22 protein-coding genes are annotated in these 19,436 nt (G+C 64.5%); 11 read left to right on the forward strand and 11 right to left on the reverse strand.

The features are described 5' to 3' along the window. The first annotated feature begins 40 nt into the window (after positions 1 to 40). Both FHY55_RS08460 and FHY55_RS08465 read left to right on the forward strand, forming a co-directional pair. Entirely contained in the window at positions 41 to 229 is a 189-nt protein-coding gene (locus tag FHY55_RS08460; RefSeq protein WP_140013768.1) for a hypothetical protein, read from the forward strand. Between the two features lie 128 nt (positions 230 to 357). Then, complete coding sequence (locus tag FHY55_RS08465; RefSeq protein WP_140013769.1) at positions 358 to 2,532, forward strand: malate synthase G; 2,175 nt, start codon at positions 358 to 360, stop codon at positions 2,530 to 2,532. Between the two features lie 391 nt (positions 2,533 to 2,923). Here the strand turns inward: FHY55_RS08465 and FHY55_RS08470 are convergent, their stop codons facing one another. After that, the gene (locus FHY55_RS08470) at positions 2,924 to 3,484 is read right to left on the reverse strand and encodes a hypothetical protein (protein WP_140013770.1); all 561 of its coding nucleotides are present in this window, start codon (positions 3,482 to 3,484) and stop codon (positions 2,924 to 2,926) included. Positions 3,485 to 4,078: 594 nt separating this feature from the next. Here FHY55_RS08470 and FHY55_RS08475 point away from each other — a divergent pair. The 5 genes from FHY55_RS08475 (at position 4,079) to FHY55_RS08495 (ending at position 9,593) form a co-directional block, all read left to right on the forward strand. Continuing rightward, positions 4,079 to 4,858 (forward strand): gamma-glutamyl-gamma-aminobutyrate hydrolase family protein, encoded by a 780-nt coding sequence (locus FHY55_RS08475; RefSeq protein ID WP_140013771.1) that lies wholly within the window; start codon positions 4,079 to 4,081, stop codon positions 4,856 to 4,858. A 71-nt stretch (positions 4,859 to 4,929) separates the two neighbouring features. Then, a complete protein-coding gene (locus FHY55_RS08480; protein ID WP_254695461.1) occupies positions 4,930 to 5,418 on the forward strand; it encodes an isoprenylcysteine carboxylmethyltransferase family protein in 489 nt (162 codons plus the stop codon). A gap of 116 nt (positions 5,419 to 5,534) precedes the next feature. Then, a complete protein-coding gene (locus tag FHY55_RS08485) occupies positions 5,535 to 7,106 on the forward strand; it encodes a Re/Si-specific NAD(P)(+) transhydrogenase subunit alpha (RefSeq protein ID WP_140013772.1) in 1,572 nt (523 codons plus the stop codon). Positions 7,107 to 7,119: 13 nt separating this feature from the next. Then, positions 7,120 to 8,547 carry an NAD(P)(+) transhydrogenase (Re/Si-specific) subunit beta gene (locus tag FHY55_RS08490; RefSeq protein WP_140013773.1) on the forward strand — a complete coding sequence of 476 codons (1,428 nt, stop codon included), beginning with the start codon at positions 7,120 to 7,122 and terminating at the stop codon, positions 8,545 to 8,547. A gap of 170 nt (positions 8,548 to 8,717) precedes the next feature. Beyond that, positions 8,718 to 9,593, forward strand: coding sequence for an esterase family protein (locus tag FHY55_RS08495; protein WP_140013774.1), 876 nt, complete (start codon positions 8,718 to 8,720; stop codon positions 9,591 to 9,593). Positions 9,594 to 9,636: 43 nt separating this feature from the next. Here the strand turns inward: FHY55_RS08495 and FHY55_RS08500 are convergent, their stop codons facing one another. Next, positions 9,637 to 10,146 carry a pyridoxamine 5'-phosphate oxidase family protein gene (locus FHY55_RS08500; protein WP_140013775.1) on the reverse strand — a complete coding sequence of 170 codons (510 nt, stop codon included), beginning with the start codon at positions 10,144 to 10,146 and terminating at the stop codon, positions 9,637 to 9,639. 129 nt (positions 10,147 to 10,275) lie between these two features. On the opposite strand from FHY55_RS08500, the gene FHY55_RS08505 reads away from it, so the two are divergent. The 3 genes from FHY55_RS08505 (at position 10,276) to FHY55_RS08515 (ending at position 12,695) form a co-directional block, all read left to right on the forward strand. Next, the gene (locus FHY55_RS08505; protein ID WP_140013776.1) at positions 10,276 to 10,458 is read left to right on the forward strand and encodes a hypothetical protein; all 183 of its coding nucleotides are present in this window, start codon (positions 10,276 to 10,278) and stop codon (positions 10,456 to 10,458) included. A 130-nt stretch (positions 10,459 to 10,588) separates the two neighbouring features. Next, complete coding sequence (locus FHY55_RS08510; RefSeq protein ID WP_140013777.1) at positions 10,589 to 11,296, forward strand: helix-hairpin-helix domain-containing protein; 708 nt, start codon at positions 10,589 to 10,591, stop codon at positions 11,294 to 11,296. A 229-nt stretch (positions 11,297 to 11,525) separates the two neighbouring features. Then, positions 11,526 to 12,695: a type III PLP-dependent enzyme gene (locus FHY55_RS08515; RefSeq protein WP_140013778.1), complete on the forward strand. Its 1,170-nt coding sequence runs from the start codon at positions 11,526 to 11,528 to the stop codon at positions 12,693 to 12,695. A gap of 5 nt (positions 12,696 to 12,700) precedes the next feature. Here the strand turns inward: FHY55_RS08515 and FHY55_RS08520 are convergent, their stop codons facing one another. The 6 genes from FHY55_RS08520 to FHY55_RS08545 form a co-directional block, all read right to left on the reverse strand. Further along, complete coding sequence (locus tag FHY55_RS08520) at positions 12,701 to 13,090, reverse strand: periplasmic heavy metal sensor (RefSeq protein ID WP_140013779.1); 390 nt, start codon at positions 13,088 to 13,090, stop codon at positions 12,701 to 12,703. Continuing rightward, positions 13,090 to 13,365, reverse strand: a complete 276-nt coding sequence (locus tag FHY55_RS08525) for a hypothetical protein (protein WP_140013780.1) — start codon at positions 13,363 to 13,365, stop codon at positions 13,090 to 13,092. The genes FHY55_RS08520 and FHY55_RS08525 overlap by 1 nt, the downstream gene beginning before the upstream one ends. Next, entirely contained in the window at positions 13,358 to 13,915 is a 558-nt protein-coding gene (locus FHY55_RS08530; protein WP_140013781.1) for an RNA polymerase sigma factor, read from the reverse strand. The genes FHY55_RS08525 and FHY55_RS08530 overlap by 8 nt, the downstream gene beginning before the upstream one ends. A gap of 83 nt (positions 13,916 to 13,998) precedes the next feature. Continuing rightward, on the reverse strand, positions 13,999 to 14,286 hold the full coding sequence (locus FHY55_RS08535) for a hypothetical protein (protein ID WP_140013782.1): 288 nt from the start codon (positions 14,284 to 14,286) through the stop codon (positions 13,999 to 14,001). A 39-nt stretch (positions 14,287 to 14,325) separates the two neighbouring features. Further along, entirely contained in the window at positions 14,326 to 14,406 is an 81-nt protein-coding gene (locus FHY55_RS20965; RefSeq protein ID WP_140016056.1) for a hypothetical protein, read from the reverse strand. 15 nt (positions 14,407 to 14,421) lie between these two features. Continuing rightward, a complete protein-coding gene (locus FHY55_RS08545) occupies positions 14,422 to 14,736 on the reverse strand; it encodes an EF-hand domain-containing protein (protein WP_140013783.1) in 315 nt (104 codons plus the stop codon). 184 nt (positions 14,737 to 14,920) lie between these two features. On the opposite strand from FHY55_RS08545, the gene FHY55_RS08550 reads away from it, so the two are divergent. Next, positions 14,921 to 16,207 (forward strand): DUF3422 family protein, encoded by a 1,287-nt coding sequence (locus FHY55_RS08550; protein WP_140013784.1) that lies wholly within the window; start codon positions 14,921 to 14,923, stop codon positions 16,205 to 16,207. Here the strand turns inward: FHY55_RS08550 and FHY55_RS08555 are convergent. The 3 genes from FHY55_RS08555 to FHY55_RS08565 form a co-directional block, all read right to left on the reverse strand. After that, entirely contained in the window at positions 16,155 to 17,231 is a 1,077-nt protein-coding gene (locus FHY55_RS08555) for a YeeE/YedE family protein (protein ID WP_140013785.1), read from the reverse strand. The two genes, FHY55_RS08550 and FHY55_RS08555, sit on opposite strands and share 53 nt — an antisense overlap. 195 nt (positions 17,232 to 17,426) lie before the next feature. Further along, positions 17,427 to 18,428, reverse strand: coding sequence for an ABC transporter permease (locus FHY55_RS08560; protein ID WP_140013786.1), 1,002 nt, complete (start codon positions 18,426 to 18,428; stop codon positions 17,427 to 17,429). Beyond that, on the reverse strand, positions 18,421 to 19,428 hold the full coding sequence (locus tag FHY55_RS08565) for an ABC transporter permease (RefSeq protein WP_140013787.1): 1,008 nt from the start codon (positions 19,426 to 19,428) through the stop codon (positions 18,421 to 18,423). Before FHY55_RS08565 ends, FHY55_RS08560 begins: the two co-directional genes overlap by 8 nt. Positions 19,429 to 19,436 lie beyond the last annotated feature (8 nt).

Raw genomic sequence — 19,436 nt, forward strand, 5'->3', positions numbered from 1 at the left:
CTCTACGGCGGCACCAACCTGCAACGAGAGAGGAAACCCCATGTCGGCTCCCGACACCAACATCGAGAAGCAAACCAAAAACCATTCTGCCCCGCTGCTGGGCATCGGCGCTGCCGTGCTGGTGGGCGTTCTGGCCATCGCAGCTTGGCTCACCTGGTCTGCCGACGAAGGAAACACGCCGCGCAATGCCACCCCCGAAGGCGGCGTCGTCGCACCCGCAGCCGACTGACCCTGCCCGTCCCGTTCTCGGATCGCGCTGCGAAATGGGCTGGGCCAGATTGCGACACCCTCGCATTTGGCCTAGTCTGACATCCGCGGCAGAGCCGAAGCCGCAGATTTGAGAACAGGGACAATTACATGACCGACCGCATTGAGAAAGCCGGGCTGCAGTGGACTGCAGACCTGGCCGCTTTCGTGGAAAACGAGGCTGTGCCGGGCACAGGCGTAGAGGCCGAGGCGGTCTGGGCCGCGATGGCTGCGCTGGTCAAGGCCTTTGGCCCCAAGAACGCCGCGCTGCTGGCCAAGCGGCAGGAACTTCAGGAGAAAATCGACGCCTTCCACATGGCCAATCGGGGTGCGCCCGATATGGAGGCCTATAAGGCGATGCTCACCGAGATCGGCTATCTCGTGGAAGAGCCCGAGGAGGTTTCGGTGGAGCCCGAAGGGATCGACCCCGAGATTTCGTCGGTCTGCGCCCCGCAACTGGTGGTGCCAATCACCAACGCCCGCTTTGCGCTCAATGCCGCCAACGCCCGCTGGGGTTCGCTCTATGATGCGCTTTACGGCACCAACGCGATGGGCTCGCTGCCGCCTGCTGGCGGCTATGACGAGGCCCGTGGCAAAGAGGTTGTGGCTTGGGCCAAGGCGCATCTCGACAAGGTGCTGCCGCTGAAAAAGGGCAGCTGGGCCGAGGTCTCGACCATGGCACCGGGCGGGCAGGGCAAGCTGATGGTGATTGCCGGCAAAAACTCCACCGAGCTGGCCGACCCCGACCAATACGCAGGCTGCAACCGCGACGAGAAGGGCAAGCTGACGGATATCTACTTCCGCGCCAACGGCCTGCACATCGTTATGTTCATCGACCGCGCCGACCCCATCGGCAAGGCCGACCCTGCGGGCATTGCCGATATCTTCCTTGAGGCCGCCGCCTCGACGATCATGGACATGGAAGATTCCGTGGCCGTGGTGGACGCAGATGACAAGCTGCTGGCCTATCGCAACTGGCTCGGCCTGATGAAGGGCGATCTGACGGCGCCGGTGGGCGAGGGCGAAAACGCCTATATCCGCGAGCTGAACCCCGACATCGGCTTTGAAAGCAAGGCGGGCCGCCCCGCGCTGCTGAAGGGCCGCTCGCTGATGCTGGTGCGCAATGTCGATCTGCTGATGTATACCGACGCGGTGCTGGACCCAGAGGGCAACCGCGTGCCCGAGGGGCTGCTCGATGCGCTCATCACCCCGCTCTGCGCCATGCATGACATCATGGGAGCCGACAAGGAGCGCCCGCGCAACTCGCCCAAGGGCTCGATCTATATCGTGAAGCCCAAGATGCACGGCCCCGAAGAGGTGGCCTTCGTCTGCCAGACCTTCGAGGCGGTCGAAACCGTGCTGGGCCTGCGCAAGAACACCATCAAGATCGGCATCATGGACGAGGAGCGCCGCACCTCGGCCAACCTCAAGGCCTGTATCGCCGCCGCGGCGGGCCGGATTGCCTTCGTCAACACCGGCTTCCTTGATCGCACCGGCGACGAGATCCACACCTCCATCGAGGCCGGGCCGATGGTGCCCAAGGGGCGGATGAAGTCCGCCACATGGCTTCAGGCCTATGAAGATCGCAACGTCGACATCGCGCTGCAATGCGGGCTGAAGGGGCGGGCACAGATCGGCAAGGGCATGTGGGCCATGACCGACGACATGGCCGGGATGCTGGAGCAGAAGAAGGGCCACCTGATGCAGGGCGGCACCTGCGCCTGGGTGCCATCGCCCACCGCCGCCGTGCTGCACGCGACCCATTATCACGAGACCGACGTGTTTACCCGGCTTTATGAGATTTCCGAGCAGTCTAAGGGGCAGCTTCGCAATCCGCTCGACGAGCTGCTGACAATTCCGCTGCAAGAGGGCGAGCTGCCGGGAGACGAGATCCGGACCGAGCTGGAGAACAACTGCCAGAGCCTATTGGGATATGTTGTACGTTGGGTCGATCAGGGGGTTGGCTGCTCGAAAGTGCCCGATGTGCATGACGTGCCGCTGATGGAAGACCGAGCTACTCTGCGCATTTCCGCGCAGGCCCTGGCCAATTGGATGCTGCATGACGTGGTGAGCCAGGATCAGGTGCTTGAGGCACTCAAGAAGATGGCCGCGGTGGTCGATCAGCAAAACGCGGGCGATCCGGCCTATCAGCCGATGGCACCGGGGTTTGACGGCGTGGCCTTTCAGGCTGCCTGCGACCTTGTGTTCAAAGGCCGCGACGAGCCCTCGGGCTACACCCAAAACATCCTTCAGGCCCGCCGGATCGAGGCAAAGGCCAAGGGCTGACGCGCTAAGGCCGAAGGCACGAAAAAGGGCGCGCGGGGGTAAGCCGCGCGCCAGTTGGGAGACAACCGGAGAGGTTGAGTCGGGGGTGCGAGCCTGCCGGGTGGCTCGGGACAAAAAGGGCCGGGCCGCCGCGCGGCAGGCATCTCTATAATTAAGTTATTTCAACGCATTAGGCCGTCCGGCCGAGCGAGGCGCGGGGCCCATTGCGGCTGCCTGCTTCTCGGGGCGCGGCTGGGCGTGCTGGCCACGGATGACCGTGCCCCCTTTTGGGCTGATGGCTTTCACCCGCGTAGCGCTTGGGCCATCTGCGCCGTAGCGCAGAGAAAAAAGGCGCACGGATCGCGGTGATCCGTGCGCCCCCGGGGAGAACCTTCAATGGCCGGTGGGCCGCTTAGCTGCCGAAGGCCGGGTTGTTCAGGATGTAGGCACGCTGGGCTTGGTCGCCATCATCCAGAGCGGCCAGACCGATCAGCTGATCCACCGAGTAAAGGCCCGGCTCGACGCCAACCGAAGCTGCCAGCTTGCTCGCAGCAGCGCTGCCCTCGACGACCGACTTGGAAGACAGGCCAGCGCTGGCACCCTCGGGGTTTTCGAGGATGTACTGACGCTGGGCGTTGTCGCCATCATCCAGAGCGGCCAGACCGATCAGCTGGTCCACCGAGTAGAGGCCCGGCTCGACGCCAACGGAAGCCGCCAGCTTGTCTGCACCAGCGCCGCCACCGACGACGGATTTGGACGAAACGCCAGCGCTCGCGCCTTCGGGGTTGTCGAGGATGTACTGACGCTGCGCGTTGTCGCCTTCATCAAGGCCTTTCAGCTGGATCAGCTGCTCGATGGAGTAAACGCCGGGCTCAACACCGACCGAGCCGGAGAGCGAGGCGTTGTCGGCAAAGGCGGGGGCAGTGATGGCAGCTGCGGCCAGGGCGAGGATGGAAGTTTTGGTAAAAGTCATGATGTGTCTCCTTAGGATATCACGTAGGTGATTGCCCGTTCTCGGGCGGTTATGGTTGCGGCCCCGAGGGGCGGTTGCGGTGGTGCCGGCGAAGCGCCCTCTGTTTGAAAGCGCCGATGCTCGCTGGCGGTGGTTATGAGATGGGTCATCCAAGCCGCTGGAAGAACGGCAAAAGATGCCGCCCTCCCTGTGCACATCTGCGCATCACAAGAGTTTGAGCGGCTCTTGTCTTGGGTGGGGGGCAACGCAGAGGCGCTGGGCCTGAGCAGATTGGCGATTGTCCTGTGACATAGCCGGAGCGAGGTTGCCCTTGTGTCAGCCGGTGCACCTTGCGGCAAAACGCGTTCACCGCCGTTCACGCGGGCGTGTGTGCGAAGGTTTCAGCCCCGTCGCGCGGGCGTGAGTTTCCGGCGCCTTTTGCGTCACGGCGCTGTGGGGAATGTTGCAGGATTAGCGGGCACCGGGGCCAAAATCTGCCGCGCGCTTATGCAGGTTGGGGCAGAGGGGCTGTGCGCGGCTGAGTCATATACACGGCTTTAAGCTCCGATCGTGCAAAGCTATGATCGCGGCAAGGCTTATGGCAGGATCACGCTCATGAAACGTCCCATCGTCGGTATCATCTGCAACTCGCATCTCTTGAACGACCAATACCCGGTTCATGCGGGCGGCACGATGAACTCCGCTGCCGTGGCGCAGGTGACAGGTGCGATGCCCGTGCTGATCCCCGCCGATCCGCGCTTCGTGAGCGTGCCCGAGCTGATGGAGATGTGCGATGGCTTCGTCTTTCCCGGCGGGCGGCCCAATGTGCACCCGGAAGAATACGGCGAGGCGGAGACAGAGGCGCATGGCGCGTTTGACCGGGCCCGCGATGCAATTGCCCTGCCGCTGATCCGCGCCTGCGTTGAAAACGGCCAGCCCTTCCTCGGCATCTGCCGTGGATTTCAGGAGGTGGCGGTGGCCATGGGCAGCACGTTGCACCCCGAGATTCGTGAGTTGCCGGGCCGGATGAACCACCGGATGCCGCCCGATGGCACGCTGGAAGAGAAGTTTGCCCTCCGCCACAAGGTGACGCTCACCGAGGGCAGCCAGTTTCACGAGGTATTCGGCGCGACCGAGGTGATGACCAACACGCTCCACGGGCAGGGCATCAAAAACCCCGGCCCGCGCATCCAGATTGAAGGCACCGCACCCGATGGCACGCCCGAGGCGATCACCGTGCGCGATGCGCCGGGCTTCACGCTGTCGGTCCAGTGGCACCCCGAATACAACGCCGCCGAAGACCCGGTGAGCCGCCCGCTCTTTGAGGCCTTCGGCGTCGCGGTGCGCGAATGGAAGGCCCGTGGTGCGCGGCCCGGGCTGAAGAGCGTGGGCTGAGCTTTTCGCCGATCTGCCGGGGGCCGGAGTTTGGCCCACCCGGCGAACGGCCACCTAAAAGGGCAAACGTGATGCAAGGACCATCAGGAAAGACTGGCTGGCGCGCGGCGCTGAGTTGGCTCGACATGCCGCCTCTTTGGCTGGCGCTCTTCATCGCGCTCGCGTGGGTTCAGGCCAGCCGCTTTCCGGGGCTTACATGGTCGCACCCGGTCACCGACCTGCTGGGCGGGCTGCTTGTGGGCGGCGGGCTTTTGTTGCTGGCGCTGTCCTCCATGGAGTTTCGCCGCGCAAAGACCTCGATCATCCCCCACCGCGAGGCTGAGGCGCTGATCACCAGTGGCGTCTACGGGCGCTCGCGCAACCCTATCTACCTTGGCGACGCAATGATCCTTTCTGGGTTCTGCGCCTTTTGGGGGGCCTGGCTTGCCCTCGTGGTGCTCTTGCCGCTGTTCGTCTGGGTCATCACCGACAGGTTCATTGCCCCGGAGGAGGCCCGGCTGCGCCGCGCGTTTGGCCCGCAATTCGAGGCCTGGGCCGCGCGGGTGAGGCGCTGGGCCTAGACTTTTGTGTGGCCTGTTCCGGTTCTGGTTGTAACAAAATTACGCAAGGTGATAGGTAGGAGCCGCTGCCAGCCTGCGCCGAACGCGCGGAACACAAAGGGAAGGGGGACCATCCGTTGAAAATCGGAACGCCCAAGGAAGTTCTCAAAGGCGAGAACCGTGTGGCCATGACGCCGGATTCGGCCACTCAATTGCAAAAACTCGGGCATGATTGCCTGATCGAAGCCGGCGCCGGTGCCGCTGCGGGCTTCTCGGACCAAGCCTATGAAGCGGCCGGCGTGACGGTGGTGAAAACCGCTGCTGCGCTGTGGAAAGAGGCCGATGTGATCGCCAAGGTCCGCGTGCCCACCGATGCCGAGGCCAAACGGCTGAAGAAGGGCCAGACGCTGATCAGCTTCTTCGCCCCGGCCGAAAACGAGCTTCAGATGGCTGCGCTCGCCGATAAGGGCGCAACCGTTGTGGCGATGGAGATGGTGCCCCGCATCAGCCGCGCCCAGAAGATGGATGCGCTCAGCTCGATGGCCAATATCGCGGGCTACCGCGCGGTGATCGAAGCGGGCAACAACTTTGGCCGCTTCTTTACCGGGCAGGTCACGGCGGCGGGCAAGGTGCCCCCGGCGAAGGTGCTCGTAGTTGGGGCTGGCGTGGCCGGTCTGGCCGCGATTGGCACCTCCACCAGCCTCGGCGCGATCACCTACGCCTTCGACGTGCGGCCCGAAGTGGCCGAGCAGATCGAATCGATGGGCGCGGAGTTCGTCTTCCTTGATTTCGACGAAGAGGCACAGGACGGTGCGGCAACGGGCGGCTACGCGGCCCCCTCCAGCCCCGAGTTCCGGGAAAAGCAGCTGGAGAAATTCCGCGAGCTGGCCCCCGAGATGGACATCGTGATCTGCACCGCGCTGATCCCGAACCGGCCCGCCCCGGTGCTCTGGACCAAGGATATGGTCGAGATGATGAAGCCGGGCTCGGTGATCGTCGATCTCGCCGCAGAGCGCGGCGGCAACTGCGAGCTGACCAAGGCCGACGAAAAGATCGTGACCGACAATGGCGTGACCATCGTTGGCTACACCGACTTCCCGAGCCGGATGGCCACCCAGTCCTCCACGCTCTACGCCACCAACATCCGCCACATGATGACGGATCTGACACCTGAGAAGGACGGCGTCATCAACCACAACATGGAAGATGACGTGATCCGGGGCGCGACGGTAACGCATGACGGCGAAGTCACCTTCCCGCCGCCACCGCCGAAGGTTCAGGCGATTGCGGCTGTGAAGAAGGAAAAGCCCAAGGAGCTGACGCCCGAAGAGAAGAAGGCGCAGGAGGCCGAGGCCTTCAAGGCGCAGACCAAGCAACAGGTCACGCTGATCACCGTAGGCGCGGTGCTGCTTCTGGCCGTGGGTCTGGTGGCCCCGGCGAGCTTCATGCAGCACTTCATCGTCTTCGTACTCTCGGTCTTCGTGGGCTTCCAGGTGATCTGGAATGTCTCGCACTCGCTGCACACGCCGCTGATGGCGGTGACCAACGCGATCTCGTCGATCATCATCGTCGGGGCGCTGTTGCAGATGGGCTCCAGCTCGTTCCTCGTGGTTCTGCTTGCCGCGCTCTCGGTCTTCATGGCCGGGATCAACATCTTCGGCGGCTTCCTCGTCACCCGGCGCATGCTCGCCATGTTCCAGAAATCGTAAGGGGGCCGGAGCAATGGATTACGGATTTACCACTGCGGCCTATGTTGTTGCCGCTGTTCTCTTCATCCTCTCGCTGGGCGGCCTTTCGGGGCAGGAAAGCGCCAAGCGGGCTGTCTGGTACGGGATCGTGGGCATGGGGCTGGCGGTGCTGGCCACGCTCATCGGCCCCGGCTCGGGCCTCTGGCTGCTGACGCTGCTGCTCATCGCGGGCGGCGGGGTGATCGGCTACATGGTGGCCACCAAGGTGCAGATGACGGAGATGCCGCAGCTCGTGGCGGCCATGCACTCGCTCGTCGGGCTTGCGGCGGTGTTCGTGGGGTACAATGCCCATTTCACCATCCGCCTCGTCGCGGACGGCGCGCAGAGTGAAGAGCTGGGCTACTTCGCCTCCATCGTGGCGCATAAGACCCCGGTGGAGCTTAACATTCTCGCGGTCGAGCTCTTCCTCGGCGTGTTCATCGGGGCGATTACCTTCACCGGCTCTGTCATTGCCTTCGGCAAGCTCTCGGGCAAGGTCACCTCGGCGGCCACCAAGCTGCCCGGCGGGCACATGCTGAACGCGGCAGCGGCGGCGATCTCGCTGCTCTGCCTGTTCTGGTACATGAGCACCGGCGGTTTCTTCCCGCTGTTCCTGATGACGCTGGCCGCGCTCTTCATCGGCTATCACCTCATCATGGGCATCGGCGGCGCCGACATGCCGGTGGTCGTCTCGATGCTCAACAGCTACTCGGGCTGGGCGGCGGCGGCGATCGGCTTCAGCCTCGGCAACGACCTGTTGATCGTGGTTGGCGCGCTGGTTGGCTCTTCGGGTGCGATCCTGAGCTACATCATGTGCAAGGCCATGAACCGGCATTTCGTGAGCGTGATCCTCGGCGGCTTCGGCGGCGCGAGCGGCGAGCAGATGGCCGTGGAAGGCGAGCAGGTGGCCATCGAGGCCGACGGCGTGGCAAACGCGCTGAACGAAGCGGACTCGGTGGTAATCGTTCCCGGCTACGGCATGGCCGTGGCACAGGCGCAGGGGGCGGTGAGTGAACTCACCCGCAAGCTGCGCGCCGCCGGCAAGGAGGTGCGCTTTGCGATCCACCCGGTTGCGGGCCGTCTGCCTGGGCACATGAACGTGCTGCTGGCCGAGGCCAAGGTGCCTTATGACATCGTGCTGGAGATGGACGAGATCAACGATGATTTCCCCGATACCGACGTGGTGATTGTCATTGGCTCCAATGACATCGTGAACCCGGCCGCGCAGGATGACCCGAACTCCCCCATCGCGGGCATGCCCGTGCTGGAGGTGTGGAAGGCCAAGCAGGTGTTCGTCTCCAAGCGGGGGCAGGGCACCGGCTACTCGGGCATCGAGAACCCGCTGTTCTTCAAGGACAACACGCGGATGTTCTACGGCGATGCAAAAGACAGCCTGAACAAGCTGCTGCCGATGATCGACTGATCGCGGCGAAGCGAGCCATTGAAGGCCCCCGGCATCCCCGGGGGCCTTTTGCTTTTGGCGGGGCCTTGCCGCTCGCGCTCGGGTTGTACCTGTGCTCTTGACATGCAATTTCCCCCGCGCGAGCTTCCCCCTAGGGCAGCCACTCTGGTTTGCCCGCATGGGAGGTTTTCATGAGAACATTCGTTTACGCCGCCGCTGCGGCCGCTTGTGCATTTCCGAGTTACGCTGGTGAGATCGCCACCTACAGCTTTGCGTCCGAGACGCTGGGGCGGGACTATGCCTACACGGTCTATCTGCCTGATGGGTATGACGACAGCGGGCTGACTTATCCGCATATGTATCTGCTCCACGGCTCGGGCGGGAATGAGACGAGCTGGGTAGTGGATGGCAACGCCAAGCAGATCATCGACGAGGCGATTGCCGATGGCACAATGCCGCCCGCCGTGGTGATCATGCCGGGCAGCCTGAGCTGGTGGGTTGATGGATATAACGAGCGTGCCGAGACGGCATTTTTTGATGATCTCATCCCACACATCGAGGCCACATGGCGGGTGATCCCCGAGCGCGAAGGTCGGGTTGTTGGCGGGCTCTCTGCCGGGGGTTATGGCACGGTGAACTTTGTGCTGGAGCACCCCGAGATGTTCGCTGCCGGGGCCGCCATGTCACCCGCCGCTTATGTGCCGCAGCCGCCAGCTAGCTCTTCGGCCAATCGCCATGCCGCCTATCTGGACGCCGATGGCAACTATGACCCGGAGAAGTGGACCGAGCTGAATTACACTGCCTATCTCGACGATTACCTTGCGGGGGATGTCGTGGTGCCGATGTATATCAACTCGGGCGACCATGATGTGTTCGATATCGCCTACCACGGTGCGGTGCTCTACCAGAAGCTGCGGGAGCATCAGCCGAACGATGTGGAATACCGGGTGATCGACGGCGATCACGAGTGGCAGGTCTGGATCGACACGCTGCCCGAGGCGCTGGACTATGTGTTCTCGCACACCGTCCTGCCGCGCGGTGAGCTGCCGATGGCGGCCAGCCAATAAAGCGAACAGTGGCGCGGCCCGGGGCAGGGCCGCGCCACAAGGCTCAGGCGGCCATCGAGATGACTGCGTGGTCGCCCAGATCGGGCGTGTGCTCGCCGAGGTTGGCGCGCAACATCTCGATGCCGAATTGCAGGGCATTGGCATCAACGGTCCAAACGGCGGCCTCGTGCAGCGGCATTTCCAGCAGCAGCACCTTGGGGTCTTCGATCCCGCCCTCAAACCACATGGCGGCGGCGGGGGACCAAATGTCTTCCAGCACCGCGCGATCTTCTGCTGCGGTGATCGGGCCGGACATGCAGGCATAAACCTCGCGGTCGGCGGTGGTGAGGGTGAAGTGCGCTTGCGCTCCGGTGCCGATGTCACGGGCCAGGCCAGTGTCACTGGCGGTGATGAAGCGCAGCACTCGGGCCTCCTTGTCGAAGTAGTGGGTCATCGGCTGCGCGTGTGAGGCGCGGTCGGTGATGGCGAGCATCCCGGTGCGCTCATCCTTGAGCGCATCAAAGAGCGCGGTGCGCAGGGCTTCGGTGTCTTGGTCGTTCTGGTGGTGGGTCATGTAATCCTCCTTTGGTGGTCAACATTTGGAGGGGGCTGGCGGTTCCTGACGGGCCTGCGGAAAGAATGTATATACAATCGAGATACATTGTAGTAACAAGCTCCCACGCAAGAGAGGGAGCCAACCCGCGTGGCCAAGAGCAGCAAGCCCAAGAAGGACCGCAAAGACAGCCAACTCATCATTCGGATCAAGAAGGATGAGCGCGATGCCTTTGTGGAACTTTGCGACGAGCTCGATACCAGCGCCGCACGCGAAATCCGCCGGTTTATCCGTGGATTCGTGAAGGAAAACGGCTCTGACAAAACTGACTGAAAGGACCGAGCATGGCCAAGAAAGCCAAGATCAAAGACCTGAAGAAAGAAGTGAAATCCCGCAAGGCGAAGATCGCCAAGCAGGAGAAAAAGCTGAAAGTCGCCAAAAAGGCGCTGAAGAAGGCCGCCTGATGGCACGCCTGACCGACATTGCGGGCATAGGCCCGGCCATGGCGGCCAAACTGGCGGGGGCGGGCATTTCCGACCCTGCCGCTTTGGCTGCGGCCCCGGTTGCAAAGCTGACGGCCATCCCGGGAATCTCACCGCTGCGGGCGCGAGCGTGGAAGGCAGCGGCGGCTGATCCTGCGGCGCCGACTTCGCCAGCCAAGCCGGCGACCAAGGCACCAGCGCCACGCCGCGCGGTTGCGGCGCCAGCGGCCAAGGCGGTGCCGATCAAGGAGAAGGCATCTGCCGGAACGGTCGCACAGGCCGAGGCGGTTGCCGAGAAGAAGGAAGAGCTCGCCGAGGCCGAGCCGAAGCCGAAAGAGACGGCCAAGGACGTCGCGGCCAAGAAGAAGGCGGCTGCCAAGAAGGCTGAGAGCAAGGCCAAGCTGAAGAAGGCCGAGGCCAAGAAGGCAGCCGCGCGGAAGGCGAAAAAGAAGGCTGAGGCCAAGAAGGCTGCGAAGAAGGCAGCCGCTAAGGCGAAGGCCAAGAAGGCGGCTGCCAAGAAGGCCGAGAAGAAGGCTGCTGAAAAGGCGAAAGCCAAGAAGGCTGAGAAGAAGGCCGCCGAGAAGGCGAAGGCCAAGAAGAAGGCCGAGAAAGCGAAAGCTGCCAAGAAGAAGGCCAGAAAGAAGGCCGCTTCGAAATCCTCCAAATCATGCAAGAAAAACAAGGCGTAGCACCAGGGGACGGGCAGGGCGGTTGATGCCGTTACTGCCCGCCCCCGAAAATCTTTGCCCGGGGCGGAAATTTCGCTTGATCCGAATCCGGAAAAGCCGCAAATGCGCGGCCATAGACGCCAACGCACGCGCCTCTGGCCGGCACATCATCGCCTGTGTTTACGTAGCGACGGTAACGTCTCCCTTGGAAGTGAGCGGTCATGTATGGCCGGGTCTATTGGAGATGACCATGACGATGATGTTCGACGGCGCCTTGGCGTCTGCTCCCGTTTCTGTGCCTTCCCGTGTGGAGGCATTCATCCTCGCCAATGACTTCGACAAGCCGACGCTGGTGATCGACACCGATGCGGTGGCGCGGCAGTTTCATGCGTTGAAGGCTGGCCTTGGCGGCGCGGCGATCCATTACGCGGTGAAGGCAAACCCGGCGCGTGAGGTGCTGGCGCGGCTCTTGGATGAAGGCTCCAACTTCGATGCGGCCTCGCGCGGTGAGATCGAGCTGTGCCTCAGTCTCGGCGCACGGCCCGAGCAGATCAGCTTTGGCAACACCATCAAGCGTGCCTCCGACATTGCTTTTGCCCATGCTGCGGGCCTCACCCTCTTTGCTGCCGACAGCGAGGAGGAGCTGGAGAAGATTGCGGCCCACGCGCCCGGCGCACAGGTGTATGTCCGCCTGCTGGTCGACAACCCCGAGGCCGACTGGCCGCTCAGCCGCAAGTTCGGCTGCGACCGTGACACCGCCCTGCACCTGCTGGGCGTCGCCCGTAAGCTCGGCCTCGATCCGGTTGGCTTCTCGTTCCACGTTGGCTCGCAAACCCGCCGGACCACCATGTGGCAGGGCGTGCTGGATTTTGTGGGCGGCGTCTGGGCGGATGCGCAGGCGGCGGGCCATGGGCTGAGCCTGATCAACATCGGCGGCGGCTTTCCTGCGTTCTATGGCGAAGAGATTGAGGCGCCGACGGCCTATGCCGATGGCGTGCGGCGCATGGTTGAGGCGCGTTTTCCGGGCGCCCGCATCATGGCCGAGCCGGGCCGGGGCATGGTGGCCGAGGCCGGGGCGATTGCCGCCGAGGTGCTACTGGTGAGCCGGAAGTCGGAGAACGACATGCACCGCTGGGTCTATCTCGACATTGGCCGGTTCTCCGGGCTCGCGGAGACCGAGGGCGAGGCGATCCGCTACCAGATCATGACCCCGCATGATGGCGAGGCGACCGGCCCCTGCATCCTTGCCGGCCCGTCCTGCGACAGCGCCGATGTGCTTTATGAGAAGCGCCCGATGCCACTGCCGATCTCGCTGAAGGCGGGTGACAAGGTGGTGATCCGCAGCTGCGGGGCCTACACCTCGTCTTACTCCTCGGTCGGTTTCAACGGCTTCCCGCCGCTGGATGTTGCCGTGATCTGAAGGGGTTAATTGGCGGCCTCGCGTTCGAGGGTATCGAGGAGGATGGGCTGCAGCTCGGTCATGACCGCTGCGGCCTCTGCCCGGAACGCTTGGATGGCTGCCTCTGTCGCCGCCCGGTCGAAAGGCCGGGCGGTGCCTTTTTCAACCATCGCCCTGCGCGCGGCGGCAAGGCGCTGCAGGGCGGGCCGAAGCTGGGCCGCGTTATCACGCAGGGCGGCATTGAGCGTGCGGCGCAGCGGACGAGGGAAGCGGACAGTTTCCACCCCGGGGCCGGTCAGCGCCTGCCGGTTGGCCCGGATCTTCATCACCGCGCCCAGTGTGACCGCATTGCCAAAAAGCGAGAGGGCGAGCACGGCGATCAGGGCCATGCGGCCCCAGTTGCGCTTGGTCTTCATCAAAAGCCTCCGGTGAGCCCGCCAAGGGCGAGAATGGTCAGGATGTCGTCGCCCGTGGGCGCGAGGGTGTAGCCAAGCACCAGGGCGCAGGCCAGCGCGGCGAGGCTGCCGCCCGCCAGCGGGAGCGGCGCGGTGAGACGGGCCAGCCGCGAGGGCCGGGGCGGTGCGGCGAGCCGGCTGAGCACGCGGGCCGAGAGCGTGGCCGGATCGGCGGGGGTGGCTTGCAGCAGCGACTCCACACGCTGGTCGATCTCATCATCTGTCATCTCAGTCATCCTCGGTCTCCAGCAGCTTGCGCAGCGCGGCCCTTCCCCGGACCAAAAGCTGCTCCGCCGCGCCCGGACTTATGCCCAGCGTGGCGGCAATTTCACCTGTGCTCAACTCTCCGGCGGCCCTGAGCAAAAGCGCCTGCCGCTGCCGCACGGGCAGGCGGGCGAGCGCGGCGCGGGTGGCGGCGAGGCGTTCGCGCCCTTCCAGCACCTGTTCCGGGCCCGGGGCATCTGCGGCCTCTTCCGGCGCGGTCTCCAGCCCCAGAAAGCGGCGCAGGCCTCTGCGGCGGGCGCGGTCGATGCAGAGGTTGGTGGCGATCCTGTAGAGCCATGTCGACACGGCGGCCTTGCTTGCATCATATCGCCCTGCATTGCGCCAGGCGCGCAGGAAAACCTCCTGCGCCATATCTTCCGCTTCGGAGGCCTCGGGGAGCATTTGTGCCATGTAGCGTTGCAGCCCGGCCCCATAGAGCGTGATGAGCTGCGCCAGCGCTTGCCGGTCGCCGCTTGCCATGGCCGCCATGAGGCCCTCGGCTTGCGCTGCCCTGTCCTGCATCTGCTCCGCTCTGATGCCTCGCCGTTGAGGATAGGGGCAGGCGGCCCGGCGGGAAAGGCCGGGCCGCTGCGGCGTCTACCGGGTTACCAGCGCACCGTGCGGCTGCGCGTGCGGATCGTGCCGCGCGGGCCGGTGCGGGTGATGGTGGTGTCAGACGCGCCTGCCGTGGTGGTCCGGCTGCGCAGCTTGGTTGCGGTTGCGCCGCCGGGGCCGGTGCGTGTGGTGGCGACCTCGCAACTGGCCGTGCCGTCACCGCGCGCGCAGCTGCGATCCTTCTGGATGGTGCCGCCGTTGTGGCCGGTGATGGTGACGCTCTGCGCCATGGCGGCGGCAGGCATCAGGAGGGCTGTTGCGAGAATGAGGGTTTTCATTGTGTATTTCCTTTCAGGGGTTTGGGGGAGGGGCTTGAGTTATTGCATGAACCGGCGGATGAGCTTTGACGCGCGCTCGAACTCGGCGCGATTGATGGTGCCGTCGCCGTTTTCGTCCAGCTTGTCGAAGCCGCGCTACTGGGCCAGAAACTCAACCCGTGTCACCGCGCCGTCTCCGTTGGCGTCACTGCGCCACAACCGCCGGGCCCCCTGCTTCATCCGCCCTTCGGCGGCGGCCTGCGCGTCTTCCACCTCGGCGCGGGTGAGGCTGCCGTTGCCGTTGGAATCCATCAGGTCAAAGACGGTGCCGCGCAGGGCGTCGATTTCGGCGCGGCTGATCTGGCCATCGCTATTGCTGTCGATCCGCTCGAAGGCGCGGCCATCCTGCGCCAGCACCGGCGCGGCGAGGGTCAGAGCGGTGGCGAGGGGGAGGAGAAGGCGTGGGGTCATCGGAGGCTCCGTTTGGGTTGCGGTTTGTGCAGGGCTTTACGCAGGCCACGGCCCGGCCCTACGCGGCGCGGGCCAAAAAACCCGTCGGTGCACCGCGGTATGCAGATAAGCATCTGATATTGCGACATTCTTTCTCTTTACAGACGGCGGGGCAGGCCCTAGCAGGGATAAAACGGGGGGCATCATGGCCGAGATCGAAGACCATCCGCTGCGTTATCAACTGGCCAACGAGCTGCACGCGCGGCCCTTTCCGGCGCTCGATGTGCCCTGCCGGGCGGCCTATCTGGCGTTGAAGCCGGCGCAGGGGGCGGCGGGGCGCGACCGGGAGGCCGAGCGGGCGCATCTGATCGACCTGCTGGACCGGCATGGCGCGCCGCATCCGCAGCCGGATGCCACCCATTACTCGGCGCAACTTGGCCGCTACCAGATCAAATGGGAGAGCCACACCGAGTTTTTCACCTACACGCTCTTTGGCCCCGGCGTGGCCGATCGTCCGTTTGATGGCGAGACCTTCAAGATGTTTCCGGCGGATTGGCTGGCCAAGGCACCCGGCGCGCGGGTGACATCGGCGCTGATCCGGGTGGAGGAAATGCCCACGGATCGTGAGGAGATTTCGGAGCAGATCGACAGTTGGATGGTGGCCGAGAGCATCGCGGTGAGCGACGTGGTGGACGGGGATGTAACGGTAGGCACCGATTACCGGATCGACCCGGCAGGCCATGTGCGCTTTGCCTGTTTCGTGAAGCCGGGCGTGGGCCGCCAGCGGGTGGGGCGCGTGGTGCAGCGGCTGACCGAAATCGAGACCTACAAGGCGATGTCACTCCTCGGGCTGGGCCGTGCGCGGCGCCTTTCAGAGCCGATGGGGCGGCTGGACAATGCGCTTTCGGAGTTGATGGAGGCGATGACGGCGGAGCGGGGTCGGCCTGCGGAGGGCGAGTTGAAAAAGCTCCTGCGCATCGCCTCTGAGATCGAGAGCCTGCTGACGCAAGCGAGCTTTCGCTTTGGGGCAACGCAGGCCTATGAGGCGATTGTCTGGCAGCGGATCGAGGTGCTGCGCGAGCAGCGGTTCCTTGGGCGGCAGACGATGAAGGAGTTCATGACCCGGCGCTACGATCCGGCGATGCGCACGGTGAAGAGCACCGAGGCGCGGCTGCAAGCGATGGCCGCACGGGCGGCGCGGGCGAGTGACCTGCTGCGCACGCGGGTGGACGTGGAGCGACAGGCGCAGAACCAGGCCCTGCTGGCCTCAATGGACAAGCGGGCAGACCTGCAACTGCGGCTGCAACAGACGGTTGAAGGGCTCTCGGTGGTGGCGATCAGCTATTACGCGGTGAGCCTTGGTGCCTATTTTCTGGCACCCTTCGCCAAGTCGGTGGGCGTCGAGAAGGGCTGGCTGACGGCGGGGCTGACCCCGATTGTCATTCTGCTGGTGTGGCTTGCAGTGCGGCGGATCCGGAAGAAGCTGCATTAGCCTCGCCCAGAAGCCGCACGGTCACCGCCCCGCCAACGGCCATCGCGAAGAGCGCGAGGAAGGCCGAGACCCCGAGCGTAGAGGTGCCGGAGAGGCCAGCCCCGATGGTGCACCCACCTGCCAGCACACCGCCCACACCCATCAGCACAGCACCAGCGAGGTAGCGGCCGGTCTGGCGGGGTGTTTCGAAGCTCTGCCATTTGAAGTCACGGAAGGTGAGGGCGGCCAGAAGTGCGCCGCCGATGACACCGCCCAGGAGGCCGACACCGAAGCCCGCCGGGATCGACGACGAGGCGATGGCCCAGAACAGCGCTTCGGAAGAGGGAAGGGTGAAGGACAGGCTTTCCATCGCGATCGGGTCGAACTCGTCATAGAGCACGTAGCCGGTACCGACCCAGGCCAGCGGCACCAGTGCCCCGATCAGGCCGCCCATGAGCAGCGTGAGGGGGCGGGCACCGGAGCGGGCGGCGTAAAGGAGGGCAGCGGCGGCAATGAGGCCCGCCCAGACCCATGCGCCCCCCGGCAGGGCGGCCAACGAGGCACTCTCGCCCAGAGGCGCCGTGACGGAGCCGAGGGTGGTGCGCAGCGGGGCCAGAACGCCCTTGAGGGTGGCATGGGCGACCACGGCGAAGATGGCCAGCACGGTGAGGGCGCGCAGGTTGCCGGTGCCGGTAAGAACGGTGAGGCGCGAGATGCAGCCGCGGGTCAGCACCATACCGGCCCCGAAGGCCAGCCCGCCGATCACGATGGCGAGCCACGGAAGGTCGGCGGCAAGGTAACGGTGCTCTGCGAAAGAGATCAGACCGGTGGAGACAAGCGCCTGCGTTCCGAGGATCGCCACGGCGAGGCCGGTGAGCCAGACCCCGCCGGCAGAGCGCCGTTCGCCTGCCTCGCCCGCCACTGCGCGGCGGAAGCAAAAGCGGCTGCGCTGGCCGAGAAAGCCAAAGGCAAGCCCCAGCGCGAGGGCAAACCAGACCGCGACCTGGCGAGCGGTTGTGTCTTCAAAACCGAGTGTTTCGAACATGCGGGCGACTCCTGTGGCGTTCGGAAACGAGCAGGTAGCGCGCTTGGCCCGCCGCGGCAATCCGCTTGCCAGGGAGGGGATTTCGTCCTCGCGTATGGGGAGGAACAGTGTTCTGTGCGCACGGGGGCGAGGCGAAGACCGTTCGCGCCCCGGGAGTGGGGCGCGATGGATGGTCTTATTTGCATATGTGCAGGTTCAGCGCCCGCGAATGCGCGGATCAAGCGCATCGCGCAGCCCGTCGCCAATGTAATTGACCGAGAGCACCACCAGCGAGATCATCAGCCCCGGCCAGAGCGCACGTTCTGGGAAGTTCTGGATCCGGTCGGTGGCGTCGAACAACAGCTTGCCCCATGTCGGGAAGTCCGAAGGAAAGCCGAGGCCGAGGAAGGAGATCGCGCTTTCGGTGATGATCGCCGTGGCCAGCCCCAGCGTGGCCGAGACCATGATGGGCGAGAGCACGTTGGGCAGCAGGTGGCGGCCGACCATCTTCAGCGGCGGCGTGCCGATGGAGCGGGCGGCGAGGATGAACTCGCGTTCTTTCAGCGCCAGAATGTCGGCCCGCACGATCCGCGCCGTTTGCATCCATGACGTTGCGCCGATCACGCAGACAATCAGGATGAAGATCCCCAGCTCGGTCCCGAAGGCGGCCCGGAGCGTATCGCGGAAGAGCAGCATGATCACCAGCAGCAGCGGCAGGAGGGGCAGGGCAAGCACGAGATCGGTGAAGCGCATCAGCAACCCATCGAGCCACTTCACATAGCCCGAGGCGACCCCGATGGCGGTGCCGATCAGCATGGCCAGCACCATGGCCACCCAACCCACCGCGATAGAGACGCGCCCGCCGTGGATCAGCGTGGAGAGAATATCGCGGCCGAGGTTGTCGGTGCCGAGCGGGTGAGCCCAGCCGTATTTCATGCTCGCCAGTGCCTCGGGCGGGATGCAGAGGCTTGTCCACGAGCAGGAGAAGAGCGGCATGTAGATGGGCCGCCAGTTCTTGTTGCGGATGTCGAGCTTGGTGGGCTCGATATCCCAGAGCCACGGCCCGAAGATCACGCCGAAGGTGATGAAGAGCAGCACGAAGGCGCCCATCATCGCGCCCTTGTGGCTGCGGAATTGGCGCCAGACATCGGCCCATTGCGACTGTTCCTTGCCGCGCGGCTGGCTCTCGCCCAGCACCTCCTTTGCGGTATCAGTCATAGCGGATCCTCGGGTCGAGCACGCCGTAGAGCACATCGGCGATGAGATTGAAGAGCACGATCAGCACGGCGAAGATGAAGGTGATGGTCTGCACCATGGGGATATCGTTGGCATAGATCGCGGTGATCAGAAGCTGGCCGATCCCGTTCACCTTGAAGATCTGCTCGGTGATGATCGCCCCGCCGAAGATGGAGGGGATGCCGAGCGCGATGACGGTGACGACCGGGATCATCGAGTTGCGCAGGACGTGGACCATGACCACGGACCACTCGCCAAGGCCCTTGGCGCGGGCGGTGCGGACGTAGTCCTGGTTGAGGTTGTCGAGCATGGCAGAGCGCATGTAGCGGCTGATCTGGGCGGTGGTTTGCAGGGCCAGCACCATGACCGGCATGATCATCTGCTTGAGCTGCACCTTCATCGAGGCCCAGTCGTTGACGACGTGGGTGGTGTCATAGATCGAGGGCAGCCATTCGAGCTTGACCGAGAAGATCACGATCACCACCACGCCGGAAAAGAACGGCGGCACGGAAAAGCCGATCATCGAGACAAGCGTACCAACCTGATCGAAGGCCGAATACTGGCGGTAGGCGGAGATGATGCCGATCGGGATGGCGATGATGACGCCCACCGCATAGGCCAGAGCCACCACCCAGAGGGTTTGGGGCAGGCGCTGCACGATGATGTCGAAGACCGGCGAGCGGAACTGCCAGGACACGACACGCTGGGTGCCTTCCATCATGTTCGTGCCGAAGAGCCAATCGAGGAAATAGCCGGGCTCGACCACGAAGAATTGGTAAAGCCATTTCAGGTATCGGATGTGCACCGGTTCACCGAGGCCAAGCGCCTCGCGCATCTTTTGCTTCACCTCGTCGGGGATGGTGAGCGGCATCTGCGCCATCGGATCGCCTGGGGCGAGATCGAGCAGCAGGAAGAGCACCAGCGAGATGAAGAGCAGCGTGGGGACCGCGAGGATCAGCCGTCGGATGATGAAGGTAATCATGCAGGGGA

Source organism: Oceanicola sp. D3 (assembly GCF_006351965.1).
Classification (GTDB): Bacteria; Pseudomonadota; Alphaproteobacteria; order Rhodobacterales; family Rhodobacteraceae; genus Vannielia.

What these genes read in the sequence shown, in the direction of transcription:
- FHY55_RS08535 (WP_140013782.1), bottom strand. Translation starts at nt 14,286, where the DNA reads ATGAAAACCCTCATTCTCGCAACAGCCCTCCTGATGCCTGCCGCCGCC.
- FHY55_RS08490 (WP_140013773.1), top strand. Translation starts at nt 7,120, where the DNA reads ATGGATTACGGATTTACCACTGCGGCCTATGTTGTTGCCGCTGTTCTC.
- FHY55_RS08515 (WP_140013778.1), top strand. Translation starts at nt 11,526, where the DNA reads ATGACGATGATGTTCGACGGCGCCTTGGCGTCTGCTCCCGTTTCTGTG.
- FHY55_RS08470 (WP_140013770.1), bottom strand. Translation starts at nt 3,484, where the DNA reads ATGACTTTTACCAAAACTTCCATCCTCGCCCTGGCCGCAGCTGCCATC.
- FHY55_RS08525 (WP_140013780.1), bottom strand. Translation starts at nt 13,365, where the DNA reads ATGACTGAGATGACAGATGATGAGATCGACCAGCGTGTGGAGTCGCTG.
- FHY55_RS08545 (WP_140013783.1), bottom strand. Translation starts at nt 14,736, where the DNA reads ATGACCCCACGCCTTCTCCTCCCCCTCGCCACCGCTCTGACCCTCGCC.
- FHY55_RS08475 (WP_140013771.1), top strand. Translation starts at nt 4,079, where the DNA reads ATGAAACGTCCCATCGTCGGTATCATCTGCAACTCGCATCTCTTGAAC.
- FHY55_RS08465 (WP_140013769.1), top strand. Translation starts at nt 358, where the DNA reads ATGACCGACCGCATTGAGAAAGCCGGGCTGCAGTGGACTGCAGACCTG.
- FHY55_RS08460 (WP_140013768.1), top strand. Translation starts at nt 41, where the DNA reads ATGTCGGCTCCCGACACCAACATCGAGAAGCAAACCAAAAACCATTCT.
- FHY55_RS08480 (WP_254695461.1), top strand. Translation starts at nt 4,930, where the DNA reads ATGCAAGGACCATCAGGAAAGACTGGCTGGCGCGCGGCGCTGAGTTGG.
- FHY55_RS08555 (WP_140013785.1), bottom strand. Translation starts at nt 17,231, where the DNA reads ATGTTCGAAACACTCGGTTTTGAAGACACAACCGCTCGCCAGGTCGCG.
- FHY55_RS08530 (WP_140013781.1), bottom strand. Translation starts at nt 13,915, where the DNA reads ATGCAGGACAGGGCAGCGCAAGCCGAGGGCCTCATGGCGGCCATGGCA.
- FHY55_RS08560 (WP_140013786.1), bottom strand. Translation starts at nt 18,428, where the DNA reads ATGACTGATACCGCAAAGGAGGTGCTGGGCGAGAGCCAGCCGCGCGGC.
- FHY55_RS08550 (WP_140013784.1), top strand. Translation starts at nt 14,921, where the DNA reads ATGGCCGAGATCGAAGACCATCCGCTGCGTTATCAACTGGCCAACGAG.
- FHY55_RS08495 (WP_140013774.1), top strand. Translation starts at nt 8,718, where the DNA reads ATGAGAACATTCGTTTACGCCGCCGCTGCGGCCGCTTGTGCATTTCCG.
- FHY55_RS08565 (WP_140013787.1), bottom strand. Translation starts at nt 19,428, where the DNA reads ATGATTACCTTCATCATCCGACGGCTGATCCTCGCGGTCCCCACGCTG.
- FHY55_RS08500 (WP_140013775.1), bottom strand. Translation starts at nt 10,146, where the DNA reads ATGACCCACCACCAGAACGACCAAGACACCGAAGCCCTGCGCACCGCG.
- FHY55_RS08510 (WP_140013777.1), top strand. Translation starts at nt 10,589, where the DNA reads ATGGCACGCCTGACCGACATTGCGGGCATAGGCCCGGCCATGGCGGCC.
- FHY55_RS08520 (WP_140013779.1), bottom strand. Translation starts at nt 13,090, where the DNA reads ATGAAGACCAAGCGCAACTGGGGCCGCATGGCCCTGATCGCCGTGCTC.